This window comes from Mesorhizobium sp. WSM4842, assembly GCF_055901575.1.
On sequence record NZ_CM148372.1, the window covers coordinates 1,511,497 to 1,527,604 of the forward strand.

At 62.4% G+C, this 16,108-nt stretch carries 14 protein-coding genes; 10 read left to right on the plus strand and 4 right to left on the minus strand.

The annotated features are described in order from the left end of the window. The first annotated feature begins 96 nt into the window (after nucleotides 1-96). Complete coding sequence (gene phaR, locus AC0NIE_RS07155; protein ID WP_473486371.1) at nucleotides 97-708, plus strand: polyhydroxyalkanoate synthesis repressor PhaR; 612 nt, start codon at nucleotides 97-99, stop codon at nucleotides 706-708. Between the two features lie 196 nt (nucleotides 709-904). On the opposite strand, the gene AC0NIE_RS07160 is transcribed toward phaR, so the two are convergent. Further along, the gene (locus AC0NIE_RS07160; protein WP_473486372.1) at nucleotides 905-1,351 is read right to left on the minus strand and encodes a hypothetical protein; all 447 of its coding nucleotides are present in this window, start codon (nucleotides 1,349-1,351) and stop codon (nucleotides 905-907) included. Nucleotides 1,352-1,452: 101 nt separating this feature from the next. On the opposite strand from AC0NIE_RS07160, the gene AC0NIE_RS07165 reads away from it, so the two are divergent. From AC0NIE_RS07165 to AC0NIE_RS07175, 3 genes are all read left to right on the plus strand, one after another. After that, the gene (locus tag AC0NIE_RS07165; protein ID WP_473525651.1) at nucleotides 1,453-2,139 is read left to right on the plus strand and encodes a TetR/AcrR family transcriptional regulator; all 687 of its coding nucleotides are present in this window, start codon (nucleotides 1,453-1,455) and stop codon (nucleotides 2,137-2,139) included. Between the two features lie 170 nt (nucleotides 2,140-2,309). Continuing rightward, the gene (locus AC0NIE_RS07170) at nucleotides 2,310-3,092 is read left to right on the plus strand and encodes a 3-hydroxybutyrate dehydrogenase (protein WP_473486373.1); all 783 of its coding nucleotides are present in this window, start codon (nucleotides 2,310-2,312) and stop codon (nucleotides 3,090-3,092) included. A 46-nt stretch (nucleotides 3,093-3,138) separates the two neighbouring features. Next, a complete protein-coding gene (locus AC0NIE_RS07175) occupies nucleotides 3,139-4,269 on the plus strand; it encodes a patatin-like phospholipase family protein (protein WP_473486374.1) in 1,131 nt (376 codons plus the stop codon). Nucleotides 4,270-4,283: 14 nt separating this feature from the next. Here AC0NIE_RS07175 and AC0NIE_RS07180 read toward each other — a convergent pair whose 3' ends face one another. Next, complete coding sequence (locus AC0NIE_RS07180; RefSeq protein WP_473486375.1) at nucleotides 4,284-4,880, minus strand: TetR/AcrR family transcriptional regulator; 597 nt, start codon at nucleotides 4,878-4,880, stop codon at nucleotides 4,284-4,286. Between the two features lie 122 nt (nucleotides 4,881-5,002). Between AC0NIE_RS07180 and AC0NIE_RS07185 the strand changes: the two genes are divergently transcribed. The 5 genes from AC0NIE_RS07185 (at nucleotide 5,003) to AC0NIE_RS07205 (ending at nucleotide 12,772) form a co-directional block, all read left to right on the plus strand. Then, nucleotides 5,003-5,464, plus strand: a complete 462-nt coding sequence (locus tag AC0NIE_RS07185) for a (2Fe-2S)-binding protein (RefSeq protein WP_123150164.1) — start codon at nucleotides 5,003-5,005, stop codon at nucleotides 5,462-5,464. Nucleotides 5,465-5,466: 2 nt separating this feature from the next. Next, entirely contained in the window at nucleotides 5,467-7,740 is a 2,274-nt protein-coding gene (locus tag AC0NIE_RS07190; RefSeq protein ID WP_473486376.1) for a xanthine dehydrogenase family protein molybdopterin-binding subunit, read from the plus strand. A gap of 396 nt (nucleotides 7,741-8,136) precedes the next feature. After that, entirely contained in the window at nucleotides 8,137-9,315 is a 1,179-nt protein-coding gene (locus AC0NIE_RS07195; protein ID WP_474046349.1) for an efflux RND transporter periplasmic adaptor subunit, read from the plus strand. Nucleotides 9,316-9,317: 2 nt separating this feature from the next. After that, a complete protein-coding gene (locus tag AC0NIE_RS07200; RefSeq protein ID WP_474046351.1) occupies nucleotides 9,318-12,494 on the plus strand; it encodes an efflux RND transporter permease subunit in 3,177 nt (1,058 codons plus the stop codon). 119 nt (nucleotides 12,495-12,613) lie between these two features. Further along, entirely contained in the window at nucleotides 12,614-12,772 is a 159-nt protein-coding gene (locus AC0NIE_RS07205) for a DUF3309 family protein (protein WP_036267059.1), read from the plus strand. A gap of 138 nt (nucleotides 12,773-12,910) precedes the next feature. On the opposite strand, the gene AC0NIE_RS07210 is transcribed toward AC0NIE_RS07205, so the two are convergent. After that, complete coding sequence (locus AC0NIE_RS07210) at nucleotides 12,911-13,870, minus strand: NAD-dependent epimerase/dehydratase family protein (RefSeq protein WP_473486987.1); 960 nt, start codon at nucleotides 13,868-13,870, stop codon at nucleotides 12,911-12,913. Nucleotides 13,871-13,964: 94 nt separating this feature from the next. Between AC0NIE_RS07210 and AC0NIE_RS07215 the strand changes: the two genes are divergently transcribed. Further along, nucleotides 13,965-14,876, plus strand: coding sequence for a LysR family transcriptional regulator (locus AC0NIE_RS07215; protein WP_473486986.1), 912 nt, complete (start codon nucleotides 13,965-13,967; stop codon nucleotides 14,874-14,876). On the opposite strand, the gene AC0NIE_RS07220 is transcribed toward AC0NIE_RS07215, so the two are convergent. Then, a complete protein-coding gene (locus AC0NIE_RS07220; RefSeq protein ID WP_473486985.1) occupies nucleotides 14,834-16,030 on the minus strand; it encodes an MFS transporter in 1,197 nt (398 codons plus the stop codon). The two genes, AC0NIE_RS07215 and AC0NIE_RS07220, sit on opposite strands and share 43 nt — an antisense overlap. Between the last annotated feature and the right edge of the window lie 78 nt (nucleotides 16,031-16,108).

A 16,108-nucleotide genomic window follows, 5' to 3' on the forward strand; every position in this document is an offset into this window, starting at 1 on the left:
CCGCTTGGAATTGTGACGCTTTTGCGCATATCCTTGAAAAGGCGCAATCGTTACCGGCAGCTTACTCAAATGCGCCGGTGTCCTGGGAGGATGCTGATGGCCGCGAAAGACGAACCGATTATCATCAAGAAATATGCCAATCGCCGCCTCTACAACACCGGCACCAGCACTTATGTGACGCTCGAGGACCTTGCCGAAATGGTCAAGAAGGGCGAGGAGTTCACCGTCCAGGACGCCAAGACCGGCGACGACATCACCCATCCGGTGCTGACCCAGATCATCTTCGAACTGGAGAACAAGGAAGGGCAGAACATGCTGCCAATTCCATTCCTGCGCCAGTTGATCGCCTTCTACGGCGACCAGATGCAGATGATCGTGCCGAGCTTCCTCGAACAATCGATGATCGCCTTCTCAAAGGAACAGGAACGCTTCCGCGAGCAGATGAAGGGTGCGTTGGGCAAGTCGCCGCTGGACATGATGAAGATCGCCACGCCGATCAAAGCGCTGGAAGAGCAGACGCGCCGCAATATGGAGATGTTCCAGAACGCCATGCGCCTGTTCACGCCCTTCCCACCCGCAGGCTTGAATGGCTCTTCCGCAGCGCCGGCGGAGCCGCCCAGGAAAGAAACGTCGGAAAAACCTGACGACCTTCAGGAGTTGAAGGAACAGATCGCCGCCATGCAGCGCAAGCTCGACACCATGTCGTGATCGCCGGCCGGACCGAACCCGGCCGAAATCTCTCATCAGTAGACCGTGTCAGAAAATCTCCGCCTCGAATGAGGCTGAGGGACTCCGGCCACGCTAAAGCGCGTCGCGTTTGATCGGCCTCATGCGACGCGCTTTAGGTTGTTGTTTTATGCATGTCGTTATCGCAAAACCGCTGCACACTTTTGCGCGACATGCATTATTTCGTCGTCACCGTCACCAGAGCGGTAACGGGTTTGCCGTCCACAAGAATGGGCTTGTGATGATCATCGGCAAGTAGCACGCCGATCACGTGCTTGCCGGCGGCATCCGGACAATGGCCGAAACGAGCCTTGATAAGATCGCCGCCAAAGTCGCTGTTCATGCTGTTGTACGGCTTGCCGGGGATGTTGCAGGTATCTCCGGTGGGATCGACCTTCATATGCACGTGGCCGCATTGGCCGACGCCGTCGCATTCACCCGCTGGCAGCAGCGTGAAGTTGCTCCTGACGATGACGCCTATCGCCTTCTCGGGATCGTTGCCGAGTTCGATGACCGAACCGGCCACCGGCCAGACGATTTCCAGGGTTGGCCGATCTTCGGCCTGGGCAGACCCGAGCGACAATAAAGAGAAAGCGAGGACAGTCGTTGCGATGATGCGAAGCATGGTAACCTCCGTTGACGTTGTAATCACTGATTACATAGGAATCGCTCGGGCGCAAGAAAATAATCGGTGATTACATTTCGGCCTCGTGCTATTGGGCAGGCATGACCAACCCAACGGATTCCGGCGAAGCCGCCAACCCCAAGCGCTATCATCACGGCAATCTGGTTGAGGCCTTGATCGCTGCTACCGTGGAGATCATCGAAGAGCGCGGAGCAGAGCATGTCTCCGTGCGTGAGGCCGCAAAACGTGCCGGCGTCTCGCCCGGCGCGCCATTCCGGCATTTTCGGTCGAAAACAGCACTGCTGACCGCTGTCGCCGAACAGGCCATGAACCGGCTGACCGAAGCCGTTGCCGATGCACAGTCCAAAGTCGACAGCGCAGATCCCATCGTGGCCTTCGAAGCGATCGGACAAGGCTATCTGGAATGGGCGATCAGCAATCCGACGCATTTCCAGATCATAAGTTCTCGAACGCTGATTGATTTCGACGCGTCGGATAGTCTTCGTGATCAGAATGAAGCCGTTCGCCGAAAGATGATCGACCTGCTGACCCAAGCGCTACAAGAAGGTCGGCTTGCTCCGGACACCGACTTCGACCATCTGGTGCTTGCCGCGCGCGCATTTGTCTACGGGTTGGCGCGCATGGCGATCGATGGTCATTTTCCGGAGTGGCATCCGTCCGAGCCGCCATCGCTCGCCGCGCGCAGAGCTCTCCATCTTTTCATGAGCCGGATTTCATCCAAAACGCAATCTCAGGAGCACCCCGAAGTGGCTACCCGGGATCGCTGACAAACTGTTTTCACACGGTCTGTCAGGCGCACAACTTCGAGTGAGGGTGTCCTCATTCATGACAAAAATTTCATGTCATCGCCAATCCGCGCCGCTGTTCTTGCGCCGCACGAGACATATATGCTGCACTGCAATATGCTTCCGTTAGCACCGTACTGAAGGATTTCGCCTTGCCCAGCAGAAAAACCGCCATCATCACCGGTTCCACCTCGGGCATCGGCCTGGCCATCGCCCATGCGCTCGCGGCCGACGGCTGCAATGTCGTCGTCAATTCCTTTTCCGACACTGCCGACGATCAGGCCATCACCGATGCGATCGCCAAACATCACGGCGTGAAGACCGTCTATATCAAGGCAGACATGTCGAAGCCGGCCGAATGCCGGGCTTTGATCGAGAAAGCAGCCGAGACGTTCGGCTCGGTCGACATCCTGGTCAACAATGCCGGCATCCAGCATGTCGCGCCGGTGGAAGAATTTCCCATCGAGAAATGGGACGCGATCATTGCCATCAATTTGTCGTCGGCCTTCCACACCATCGCTGCCGCGATCCCGCTGATGAAACAAGCCGGCGGCGGCAGGATCGTCAACATCGCCTCGGCCCACGGGCTGGTCGCCTCGCCGTTCAAATCGGCTTATGTCTCGGCCAAGCACGGCATCATGGGGCTGACCAAGACGGTCGCTTTGGAACTGGCGCGCGACAAGATCACCTGCAACGCCATCTGCCCCGGCTATGTGCTGACGCCGCTGGTCGAGGCGCAGATCCCCGACCAGATGAAGGCGAACAAGATGGACCGCGACACTGTGGTCCGCGAGGTCATGCTCGAAAAGCAGCCGACCAAGGAATTCGTCACGGTCGAGCAGGTTGCGGCTGCCGCGGTGTTCCTGTGTTCGGATGCGGCAGCGCAGATCAACGGCACGCATGTTTCGGTCGACGGCGGCTGGACCGCCCAGTGAATTTGAGCGTGCGAACAAATCTGGCCGACAAATCAAGGGCAACGCCATGACGACGAACGGCAAGGTGGAGGAGCCCAAGAAGATCAACGTCGCGCTGCAGGGTGGCGGCTCGCACGGCGCCTTCTCCTGGGGGGTGCTCGACCAGTTGCTGGAGGACGGGCGGCTCGACATCGCGGCGGTTTCGGGCACCAGCGCCGGCGCCATGAACGCGGTGGCGCTGGCCGACGGGTTCGTCCGCGGCGGCGTCGAGGGCGCGCGGCAGAAGCTCGACGATTTCTGGCGCGCGGTGGCGCGGAAGGGCCGGTTCAGCCCGGTGCAGCGCATGCCGTGGGACGTGGCCTGGGGCAATTGGTCGATCGAGAACACGCCGGGCTATCTCTTTTTCGACACCATGTCGCGGGTGTTTTCGCCCTATGTCGCCAACCCGCTCGGCCTCAATCCGCTGCGCGACGTGATTGAAAAGGAGATCGATTTCGGCAATGTGCGCGCCTGCAAGTCGATGGAACTGTTCATCTCCGCGACCAATGTCGAGACCGGGCAGTTACGCGTCTTTTCCGATGGCGAGATCGACCTCGACACGGTGATGGCGTCGGCTTGCCTGCCGCAGCTGTTCCGCGCCGTCGAGATCAAGGGGGTGCCCTACTGGGATGGCGGCTATGGCGGCAATCCGGCGCTGTTCCCGTTCTTCAAGACGACTGCCACCGAGGACGTGCTTTTGGTGCAGATCAATCCGGTGGTCCGCGAGGGGACGCCGAAGAGCGCCAACGAAATCCAGAATCGCATCGACGAGATCACCTTCAACGCCGGACTCTTGCGCGAATTCCGCTCGATCGCCTTCATCAAGGAGCTGATTGCAGCCGGCCGGCTGCCGCATGGCGAATACCGCGACATCCGCATGCACCGCATCGATGCCGACGAGGCGTTCAAGGACCTGTCGGCATCGTCCAAGGTCAATGCCGAATGGGCGTTCCTGACCTATCTGCGCGACCTTGGCCGCACCGCCGCCAGCGACTGGCTGGAGGAGAATTACGACGCCGTCGGCAAGCGGCCGACGCTTGATCTCTCAGGCGAACTCGATGACGGCTTCAAGCCGGTGCGTGGTCCGGCACCAGGGCGGCGGGTCAAGGAGTTCCTCGCGGCACGCAAGAAGCCCGAAGCAGCGCGTCGCCGAGCCTGAGGCGTTTTGAATTGTCAGCTTTTTTGCAAGGCTAGATCGATCACCTTGATCAGCGCGGCCGCGGCCCGCCGCTGCTCGTCCGGATCGCTGATGCGCATCTTCATGCCTTCCAGCCCGTCGAGCAGCATGTCGGCCAGCAATTTTGCCGACAAGCCCTTGGCGGTGAGATCGACGCCATTGCGTCCGGCCTCGCTCTGGATCGCTGCGGCGATATGCTCGGCAAACCGGCTGCGCCAGCAGCCGATCAAGTCGGCGAGACTCGACTTCATGTCGAGGAGTTCGGCGCCATGCGGCGAGGCGTGGACGGTGCGCGTCATCGAGATCAGCGCTTCGTCGATGGCCCGCATCGTGCGCTCGGCAAATGGTTCTTCGCCGGCGAGTGCCGTTTTCGCCTGCTCGAGCGAGCGGGAGAGCAGCATCAACGCGATGGCGCGATAAATTTCGGTCTTGTTCTTGAACTGGAGATAAAGCGCCGGCCGCGACATGTCGGCGGCACGCGCAATGTCGTCCATGGTGGTGCGGGCGAAACCATAGGCCAGAAACACCTTCATCGCGCTGTCCAGAATGCGGACGCGCTTGGGGTCGGTGGCGATGTCCTCGATCTCGATCATGGCGCGACTTTATCCTGCAAAAGCTCTGTTGACAAAATGACGTAATTTGTCAAGATGTATGAGGACGAAATGGCCGACCGTCCTTTTGCCTCGGGCTGTGGACGACAACAAAGGGTATCCCGATGCGCCTCACCGTCGACGGGCAGGCATTCGACGTCAATGCCGATCCCGAAATGCCGCTGCTGTGGGCGCTGCGCGATCTCATGGGCAAGACCGGGCCGAAGTTCGGCTGCGGCATCGCCGCCTGCGGCGCCTGCACGGTGCATGTCGACGGCCAGCCGGTGCGCTCCTGTTCATTGCCGGTCGGTGAGGTCACCGGCGCGGTCACCACGATCGAAGGCATCGGTACCGAAGGCAGACTGCATCTGGTACAGCAGGCATGGCTGGAAGAGCAGGTCGCCCAATGCGGTTACTGCCAGGCCGGCCAGATCATGAGCGCGGTGGCGTTGCTCGACGAGGTTGCCGACCCGACCGATGCCGACATCGACGATGCCATGGGCGGCAATCTCTGCCGCTGCGGCACCTACCCGAAGATCCGTGCGGCGATCAAAAGAGCGGTCGTGCTCAAGACGGCGGGGATCTGACCATGGCCAGTGTCGGAAAGATCGCACGCCGCACGTTTCTCATCGGAGCGGCTGCCATCGCGGGCGGCATCGCTGTCGGTTACTATTACTACCGCAAACCCTACCCGAATCCGCTGGAAGGCTACCTCGCCGCTGATGAAGCGACCTTCAACCCCTATGTGAAGATCGGCGCCGACAACACCATCACCATCGTCGCGCCGCGCGCCGAGATGGGCCAAGGTATCTCGACGACGCTTGCTGCCATGGTTGCCGAAGAGCTCGATGTCGGGCTCGACCAGATCAAGGTCGAGCACGGCCCGGCCTCCTACGCCTATTTCAATGCGGCGATCCTGGAAGAGGGCGGTCCGTTCGCCTTCTTCAACGAAAGCATGACCGCGGAAATAGTGCGCGCCGGCATGGGCGTGGTCGGAAAATTCCTCGCCCTGCAAGGCACCGGCGGTTCGACATCGACGCTCGATGGTTTCGGCAAGATGCGGCAGGCAGGCGCCGCCGCGCGGCAGATGCTGATTGCAGCGGCCGCGCAAAAGTTCGGTATAGCTGCCGCCGATCTGGAAACGGCCAATGGCTCGATCCTGCACAAGGCGTCGGGCAAGTCGCTGACCTATGGCGCTGTCGCCGCGACCGCCGCGACGATGGCGCCGCCCGCGGAAATCAGGCTCAAAGACAAAGCCGACTGGAAACTGCTCGGCAAACCGCAAAGACGCATCGACATGCTGGCCAAGGTCACCGGGGCGCCGATCTTCGGCATCGACGTGACGCTGCCGGAGATGCTGTACGGCACGGTCAAGATGAGCCCGCGCTTCTGGGCCAAGCCGGTCAAGGCGGATTTCTCCAACGCCGAGAAAATGCCTGGCGTGATCAAGATCGTGCCGATCGACACGAATTACGGCCACGGCTTCGGCATCATCGCAGAAAACACCTGGGCGGCGTTCAAGGCGGCGGAGGCGATCGACGCCGAATGGGCCGATCCCGAATATCCGCTGGACAGCGCCGGCATTTCCGAGGTGCTGAAGCAGGCGCTCGGCACCAAAGGGTCGGTGATGCGCGACGATGGCGATGTCGATACCGCCTTCGCCGATGCGCCGCGCGAAAGGATCGTCGAGGCCGACTATGCGGTGCCTTATCTGGCACATGCGACGATGGAGCCGATGAACGCCACGGCGCGGCTGAAGGACGGCGTCCTCGACATCTGGTGCGGCAACCAGGCGCCGACCTTGGTACGGCAGCTTTGCGCCAATGCTGTCGGCATTGAGCAGGACAAGGTCAGCGTCCACACCACCTTCATGGGCGGCGGCTTCGGCCGACGTATCGAGGTGGATTATGCGCTCTGTGCTGCGCTGATGGCGAAAGAAACGGCAGGCCGGCCAATCAAGGTGATTTGGACGCGCGAGGAGGACATGCGCCACGACGCCTACCGGCCGGCTTCGGTCGGCAAATTCCAGGCGCGGCTTGGCAACGACGGCATACCGTTCGCCGTCGACATGACAATCGCCTCGCCATCGCTGATAGCCAGCACCTTGCGCCGGTTGTTTCCCTCGATCCCGCCGCTTGGCCCCGACAAGTCCATTGTCGATGGGGCCTACGACCAGCCCTACACCATCCCGAATTACCGGGTCAGCGGCATTGCTGCGCCCACCTCCATCCCGGTCGGCTTCTGGCGATCGGTCGGCTGCTCGATCAACGGCTTCTTTCATGAGGGCTTCATGGACGAGATCGCCACCGCCGGGAAAGTCGATCCGGTCGAACTGCGCAAGACGCTGATGGCTGCCTATCCGGCGGCGGTGAAAGTTGTCGAGAAGGTCGCCGCGATGGCGAAATGGGGCGAGGCGCTGCCCGCCGGCAAGGCCAAGGGCATGGCGTTCACGCTGTCCTTCGGCAGTTGGGTCGGTGAGATCGTCCAGGTCGCCGACACGCCGTCCGGAATCCGCATTGAGAAGGTGTGGATCGCCGCCGATGTCGGCACCGCGCTCGATCCTGATATCATCGAGGCGCAACTCGTCTCCGCCGCCATCTACGGCCTGTCGGCAGCGATGGGTCAGGAAATTACTTTCGCCGACGGCATGGTCGAACAGTCGAATTTTCATGACTACGACGCCATGCGCATCTCCCAGTGTCCGGCGTTCGAAGTCGCCATCCTGGAGAATTTTCACAAGATGGGCGGCGTCGGCGAAGTCGGCACGCCGCCGGCGGCACCGGCACTCGCCAACGCCATCTTCGCACTAGCAGGCAAGCGCATCCGGACACTGCCCTTGTCGAAGGAGGTGACCTTTGCATGAAGTATTGCCATCATGCTGACAGTTGCTGCCATGCTGTTTCGATGGCGCCTCCCCAGCGGCAGAGGAAAGCCAAGGCACGGCACCGATGACGGTCGATGCAGCCAAGACTTGCCCGAGGAACGCGGCCTAGCGGTTGCTTTCGCATCCGCGCTGCGCGGAGTGCGATGTCGCAGACGAACGGCCGCGCTGGTCCGGCGCGCCTGACGGCGGCGGGCGCATCCTGTCCAGCGAAGTATTACCCATCAACTTTTCTGACTATATTGCGGTGCAACTTTGATGTAGAAGCTCGTTCGCCGATCACGGCAAGTTGAACACGGCCTTGCGCGCACCCATATCGGCGACGCGCCGAGTTAGAAGACGCGGCCTGGCCGAACTCCGCGCAATGGAAAAACGACGATGCCGAAATACAGGTTTCACAAGCTTGCAGCCATTGTTGTGCTTGTCGGGTTCGCTGCATGGATGGTGACGGGCGAGTTCTCGTCCGTCGGCAGCGCGGCCGCCGATAAACCCAAGGCGGGGGAGGTCGAGCAGCCAAAGGCGGCTGACGCCGGCCAGGCCAAGCCCGCTGAGGCAGAGCAGCCCAAGGCGCCGTTGCGCACCGTCGCGATCATAACCCCGCCTAGGCGTACCTATGCGCGCGCCATCCGCATTTCCGGACTGACCGAAGCCGACAAGCGCGCGGTCCTGGCGACGCGCGTCGCCGGCGTCATCGACAAGCTGCCGGTCAAGCAGGGACAGCGCGTCACGACCGGCGACCTCGTGCTGATGTTGGCAGCCGAGGAAAAGCTCTCGGCGGTCAGCAACGCCAAGCAGCTTCTGGTTCAGCGTCGGGCCGAACTCGATGCAGCATTGCGGCTGATGAAAACCGGCAATCTGCCCAAGCTGCAGCTCGATACGGCTCGCTCCAGCCTGACGCTAGCCCAGTCGCACCTGGAAGCCGCGCAGGCCGAGCTCGACCGCAACGAGGTGAAGGCGCCGTTTGACGGCGTCATCGACCGTGTACCGGTGGAGCTCGGCAGTTCCGTGATGCAGGGCGGCGAAGTGGCGACCATTCTGAGCCTCGATCCGGTGATCGCCCGCGGCGAGGTCAGCGAACGTGATCTCGGCTATCTGAAGATCGGCGACAAGGCGAATGTACGATTGGTCAGCGGCCAGAATGTCGAGGGCACCGTGCGCTATATCAGCCGCGACGCCTCGTCCGCCACCCGCACCTTCCGCGTCGAGATCGCAATCCCCAACCCCGAGGGCACCATTCCGGCCGGGATGACCGCCGAGATCGCGCTGAGCGCCCAGCCGACCGACGCAGTCATGCTGCCGCGCTCCGTGGTGACGCTGGGCGACAAGGGCGACCTCGGCATTCGCGCCGTCGACAAGGACGACAAGGTCGTGTTCTTCCCGATCGACTTGGTCGACGACACGCCAACCGGCCTGGTGCTCGGCGGCATCCCTGCCGATGCGCGCATCATCGTCGCCGGCCAGGAACTGGTGAAGGAAGGCGAAGTGGTCAAGCCGGTCGAGGCCGACCAGGCGACCATCCAGAAGCTGTTGGGCGAAGCGACGGCCGGGACGCAGTAATCATGGATATCGTCAAACTCGCAATCAGCAATGCCCGGCTGACCATTTCGGTCCTGGTCTTCCTCATCCTCGCGGGTGCGGTCGCCTATCAGTCGACACCCAAGGAAGCGGAACCCGACGTTCCGATTCCCATGATGTATGTCAGCCTGATCTATCAGGGCATCTCGCCCGAGGATTCGGAGCGCCTTCTGCTGCGGCCGATGGAAGCCAAGCTGAAGAGCCTCAAGGGTCTCAAGGAGATGCGCTCGGCCGCCTTCCAGGGCGGCGGCTATGTGCTGGTCGAATTCCACCCGCAGACGGATCTGGCGACGGCGTTGCAGGACACACGCAGCAAGGTCCAGGACGGCAAGGCCGACCTGCCGCAGGCAGCCGAGGAGCCTGTAGTCTCCGAAGTCAACGTCTCCGAATTCCCCGTCCTTGTCGTGACGCTGTCGGGCGAAGTGCCCGAGCGCATGCTCACGGCGGCGGCGCGCGAGTTGCGCGACCGCATCGAGGAAGTGCCGGGCGTGCTGGAAGGCGCGCTGCAAGGTGCGCGCGACGATCTCGTCGAAGTCGTCATCGATCCGATGAAACTGTCTTCCTACGGGCTGCAGCTCGAGCAGCTGATCGGTGCGGTCGGCGATTCCAACAGTCTTGTCGCCGCCGGCAACATCGAAGGGTCCGAGGGCAAATACGCCGTCAAGGTGCCGTCGCTGATCGAGACGCCGGAGGACGTGGCGGCGCTTCCGGTCGTCGCCGGCCCCAATGCCGTGGTACAGGCCAAGGATATCGCCACCGTCCGCTCCACCTTCAAGGACGCTGAGACGGTAACCCGTCTCGACGGCAAGCCGGCGATCGCCATCGAGGTGAAGAAGCGCATCGGCTCCAACCTGATCGACACGATCGCCCAGGTGAGGACCGTGTCCGATGCCTTCATAAAGACCATGCCGGAAGGCATGCACGTCACCTACACGCAGGACAAATCGGTCTTCGTCAACCAGTTGCTCGGCGATCTGCAGAACCACGTCATGATCGCCGTGATCCTGGTGTTCATCGTCATTCTCTATGCACTGTCGGGCCGTGCCTCGCTGCTGATCGGACTGGCCATTCCATCGTCCTTCCTGATCGGCATCCTGCTGTTGGCCATGATGGGCTACACGATCAACATGATCGTGCTGTTCAGCCTCATCCTGGCGGTCGGCATGCTCGTCGACGACGCCATCATCGTCACCGAATTCGCCGAGCGGCGGATGAGCGAAGGCATGCCGAAGGCAGAGGCCTTCGCGCTTGCCGCCAAGCGCATGGCCGGTCCGGTCATCGCCGCGACGATGACGCGCATCGCCGCCTTTTCGCCGCTGTTGTTCTGGCCAGGCATCATCGGCGATTTCATGAAATACATGCCGATCACGCTGATCGTCACGCTCTCGGCCTCGATGCTCTATGCGCTGGTCTTTGCACCGGCGCTGGGCGCCTTGTTCGCCAAGGCGCCGCCGCATCACGAGAATGACAATCGCGACGGCTGGTACATGGCTGTGGTCAAGCAGGCGGTGCGCTTTCCCATCACCGTGCTTCTACTCACCGTCGGCCTTTTGTTCGGTGTCGGTTTTGCCTATTCGAAATATGGCGCCGGCGTCGAGTTCTTCCCGAATGTCGAGCCTGACTACGGCCTGCTCTATGTGCACGCCCGCGGCAACCTTTCGCTCGCAGAAATGGATGCCGCCACAACGACCGCGGAAAACCGGCTTCTCGGCTGGCCGGGCGTGAAATCGGTCTATACCCGTGTCGGCAAGACGCAAGGCGGCGGCCAGGATATTCCGGAAGACGTGGTCGGCGTGATCCAGTACGAGTTCGTCGACTGGCGCGAGCGCAAATCGGCGAACGCGATCCTGGACGAATTGCGCGGCGTCATGGCCGGCATTCCCGGCGTCGACGTCGAGGTTCGCGTGCCCGAGGCCGGCCCGCCCACCGGCAAGCCGATCCAGATCAGGCTTTCGGCCGTCGACCCGGAAGGCCTCGACGACAATGCGCGCGCCGTCGCCGCGCGCATTGCCAAGGTGCCCGGCGTCATCGATATTTCCGACGGCCTGCCGCCGCCCGGCGTCGACTGGGCGCTCGACGTCGATCGCGCCAAAGCGGCACAATACGGCATCAGCCCGACCTCGGTCGGAACGGTGGTGCAACTGGTGACGAACGGGCTGAAGCTCAGTGAATACCGGCCAGCCGGTGCTGACGACGCCGTCGACATCAGGCTGCGTCTGCCCGAGGACCGGCGCACGCTGTCGACACTCGATGACCTCAGGGTGCAGACTTCGCAAGGGTCGGTGCCGATCTCGAATTTCGTCGTGCGCAAGCCCGAGCCGACCGTTGGTATCCTCAACCGCATCGACGGCGCGCGCACGGTGGTCGTCCAGGCCAATGTCGCCGCCGGCGAGCAGGTCGCTTTTGTCCAGCAGCAGGTCAGCCAGGCGGTCGCCGATATGGAGCTCGGCAGCGACATACGCTGGAAGCTCGCCGGCTCGAACGAGGACAGCGCCGAGGCCAGCGCCTTCCTTAGCAAGGCCTTCGGTGCGGCGATCTTCCTGATCTTCCTGGTGCTTCTGATGCAGTTCAATAAGTTCACCAGCGTCTGGCTGGTGCTGTCCTGCGTGGTCATGGCGACGGTCGGCGTGTTCCTGGGATTGCTGTTGACTGGAGAGGCGTTCGGCATCGTCATGTCGGGCATCGGCGTCATCGCGCTGGCCGGTGTGGTGGTGAACAACAACATCGTGCTGATCGACACCTATGACCGGCTGCGCGAAGAAGGCTGGGACAAGATGGACGCGGTGCTGCAGACCTGCCGCGAACGCGCCCGCCCGGTCGTGCTGACGGCGGTGTCGGCGATTCTCGGCGTGCTGCCGATCGCTTTCGGCCTCGGTCTCGAAATCTTCCATCACGAGACGACGATCAACGCGCCGTCGACGCAATGGTGGATTTCATTGTCGTCGGCGATCGTCTTCGGCCTGTCCTTCGCCACCTTGCTGACGCTGGTGGTGACACCGTCGATGCTGATGGTGTTCACGCGTAGTAAGAACAGCCGCTTCTATGCATTCTTCCGTCGGGTGTTCCGGCGCGGCAAGACAGTCGGTGCGACTGTCGAGACCTCCGCAAGACCGGGCTCGCTTGACGAGCCGGCGTTCGCCTTCCCGAAGGCCGCCGAATAGGCCAACTTTGCTTGGAGTGCCGCGCGTATTTTGGTCGCGCAAAGAAAAGGCCGCCGGGAACAACCCAGCGGCCTTTTGCATTGTCCTGTCATGCGACACCTCAAAGCGGGGAGTTTCTCATGACGCTCAGCACCATTCTCGTCATCATTCTGATCCTCATTCTGATCGGCGCGGTGCCGGCATGGCCTCATTCGCGTTCCTGGGGTTATGGTCCCTCCGGCATTGTTGGCGTCATCCTGATCGTACTGCTGGTGTTGCTGCTGATGGGCAGGATTTGACCCGGAGATTGGTGTGCACGAATGCTTCAGCGCTGCGCGTCCTTTTGGACTCACAGCGCTGTAGCATTTGATTTTGCGCATGGTCCTTTCCGAGCCTTCGGTTCGGATCCATGCGTTGGGTAATGGCCGCTTTCCGTTTCAGGCAGCTTTCGAAACGCCATCAATCGTGGCGACACCGATATCATCGAGAGCCGCTGCCACCGCCCTACCCAACGGCGTATGCGGGATCGTACCGATGATGCCTTCCAGCCTTGCCGAGGTCAGCTGGTGTGGCTCGAAGCGGAGATAGGACATCGAGACGAGTTCGCGCCACATCGCCACGAACGGACTGCCGGCGCGCAGCACCCACCACGGCATCGAGGTCAGTTTCAGCGTGCGCCCGAGCGCCTGCTCCGCGGCCGCCTTGATCTCCAGATCGGTAACGGCGTGGCCGGGAAAGTTCAGCGCCTCGTAGGCGCCGAGCTTGGCGAGATTCTCAGTCAGTCCGACGAAAGCCTTGGCCATATCAGGCAGATAGGCCCATTCATGCACGAGATCGGCCGGCCCAGGGGCGGTATAGACGCCCTTGTCCATCTTGGCGGCCACGATCAGATCGAACCACGATCCGGTGCCGGTGCCGCCGAAGAAATCGCCGGCTCGCAGCAGAATGGTGCTTACTCGGCCTGCTTCGGCCTCGCGGCGAAAGAGGTCTTCCATGGCGACGCGGATGCGGCCCTTTTCTGTCGTCGGGTGGAATGGCGTGTCTTCGGTAATGACCGCCGGCATCGGCGAGCCGTAATTGTAAACGCTGCCGGGAGCGAGGTGCAATGCGTGGTTCGCCCGGCACGCGGCCATGACGTTCTCGGCCATCGGCAGGCACTTGCCCCAGTCGGTGTAGAGCGGGTTGAGGCCGTTGAAGATGATGTCGACGCCTTCGGTGGCGCGGATAAGCGCTTCGCGATCGAGCCCGTCGCCGGCGACGGCGGTGGAGCCGGTGAGTTCTGCCGGTATCTTGCCGCTGCGGGTGATGGCGCGGACATCATAGCCGGCGTCGATGAAGGCCTTGGCAACCACGCGGCCGAGCCGGCCATTGGCACCCAGAATTGCGATCTTGGTCATGTTTCGTCTCCGTGTTTGCGTTACCGTCACAATATGATCCGCCCGCAAACGAATGGAAATTGACTGAATTTGGCGATGTGATATTCAGCTTTGAATGGAAATCGACTGGAATCTGATCAAGAGTTTCGTCACCGTGGCGGAAACCGGCAGCCTGTCCGCTGCCGCGCGCAAGCTGGCTGCAAGCCAGCCGACGCTCGGCCGCCATATCGCCGAGCTGGAGCAGGCGCTCGGCGTCACCCTGTTCCGGCGCGGGCGGCGCGGCTACGCGCTGACGGAAGCCGGCAGCACGCTCTACGAACGCGGCCGGGCGGTGAGCGAGCAGGCGAGCGCCTTTTCGCTATTGGCGCTGGGATCGGTCGAGGCGATCGAGGGCACGGTGCGCATTGCCGCCAGCGAGGTGGTGGCTGCCTATGTCCTGCCCGAGATGACGGCGCGGCTGGGCGCTGAGGAACCCGGCATCGAGGTCGAGATCGTCGCGTCGAATCAGGTCGAGAACCTTTTGCGCCGTGATGCCGACATCGCCATCCGCATGGTCAAGCCGGCGCAGAACGAATTGGTGGCGCGCAAGGTGACCGACATTCCGCTCCGCGCCTGCGCGGCAAAATCCTATCTCGACCGGCGTGGCCGTCCGCGCGAGCCCGGCGATCTTGCCGGCCACGACCTGATCGGCTTCGACCGCAGCGATGAGATCATTCGCGGCTTTGCCCAGTTCGGCGTCCCGCTCACCCGCGATGCCTTCCGCTTCAGGACCGACAACCAAATCGTGCTTTGGGAGGCGGTGCGGGCGGGAAACGGCATCGGCTTCGGCCAGGAGCCGCTGGCCGATCGCGATCCGCTGGTGGAGACAGTGCTGCCGGGCCTCGCGCTGCCGACGCTGCCGGTATGGCTGGCCATGCACCGCGACGTGCGCACCAGCGTGCGCATCCGCCGTGTCGCGGATTTCCTCTATGAGGAGTTGAAGCGCTATTCGGCCGGTGCTGCGTCGGGCGCGAATTCGGCGCGGTGAGCGAGCCCGGCCATCAAAAATACGACGACCAGCAGCCCCGACAAAGCGACGAAGATCGGACTGAAGCTCAAGTGCTCGGCGATGAAGCCGATCGCCGACGGCGCCACCAGAATGCCGGAATAGCCCATCGTGGTGACGACGCTCATACCGGTGCCGGACGACATGCCTTCCTGGTTGCCGCCGGCCGAAAACAGGATCGGCACCATATTGGCGATGCCGAAGCCGCAAAGGGCAAAAGCTGAGATGGCGAGCCAGGGCGAAGGCGCTAGCCCCGCCACCAGCATGCCGGCGGCGGCGACAAGGGCCGAGACGCGCAGCGTCGTTACGGCACCGAAACGGTTGCGGACCCCGTCACCAACGAAGCGCATGACGGCCATGACGCCGGAAAAAGCGGCGTATGCCAAACCAGCTACGGCGAGGTCGGTGCCGAGTTCCTGTTGCAGGTAAAGCGCCGCCCAGTCGAGCACCGCACCCTCGGAGATCATCGTCATCAGCGCCATCAGCCCGACGAGATAGACCAGCGGATTTCCAGGCAGCGCGAATTTGCGATGTCCGGTAATCCCCGATGATCCTTGGGGCGGCTTGCCCTCGGCGATCAGGTAGCGAACTGCCACAGCGATCACGGCAAAGGCAAGAGCCGTCACCACCGCCGCATGGGCGAGATGGCCGTAATTCTGGATGGCGAAGCCGCCGAGAGCGCCACCGGCGAAACCGCCAAGGCTCCAGAAGCCGTGCGAGGACGACATGATGGCGCGGGACAACCGCCGTTCCACCGTGACCGCATTGGCGTTCATGGCGACATCCATGCCGCCGATCGAAGCGCCGAAGATGAACATGGCGATGGCCGCCAGCGGCACGTTGGGGGCAAGCGCCACAACCAGCAGGCCGAAACTGCCGATGAGACCGAACCAGCGCAGCACGCTGCGCGAACCATGCCTGGAGATCAGGTGGCCGCACCAGGTCATGGCCGTGACCGCGCCGGCGCCGAACAGCAGGATCAGCAGGCCGAGCGTAAACTTGCTGATATCCAGCCGGGTCAGGACCACCGGGATCTGCGGCGCCCAGGCGCCGGTCAGAAAACCATTGGCCAGGAAGATGGCCGCCACGGCCCATCGTCCGCGAATGGCGGTCTGCATGATTTTTAGCGTGTCCATCGTGTAGGAGTCCGGTGCGAAAATAGCTTCGCGCGGCAAATTAGATCGATTCAATCTTCAGTCAAGCGCTCGCTCTTG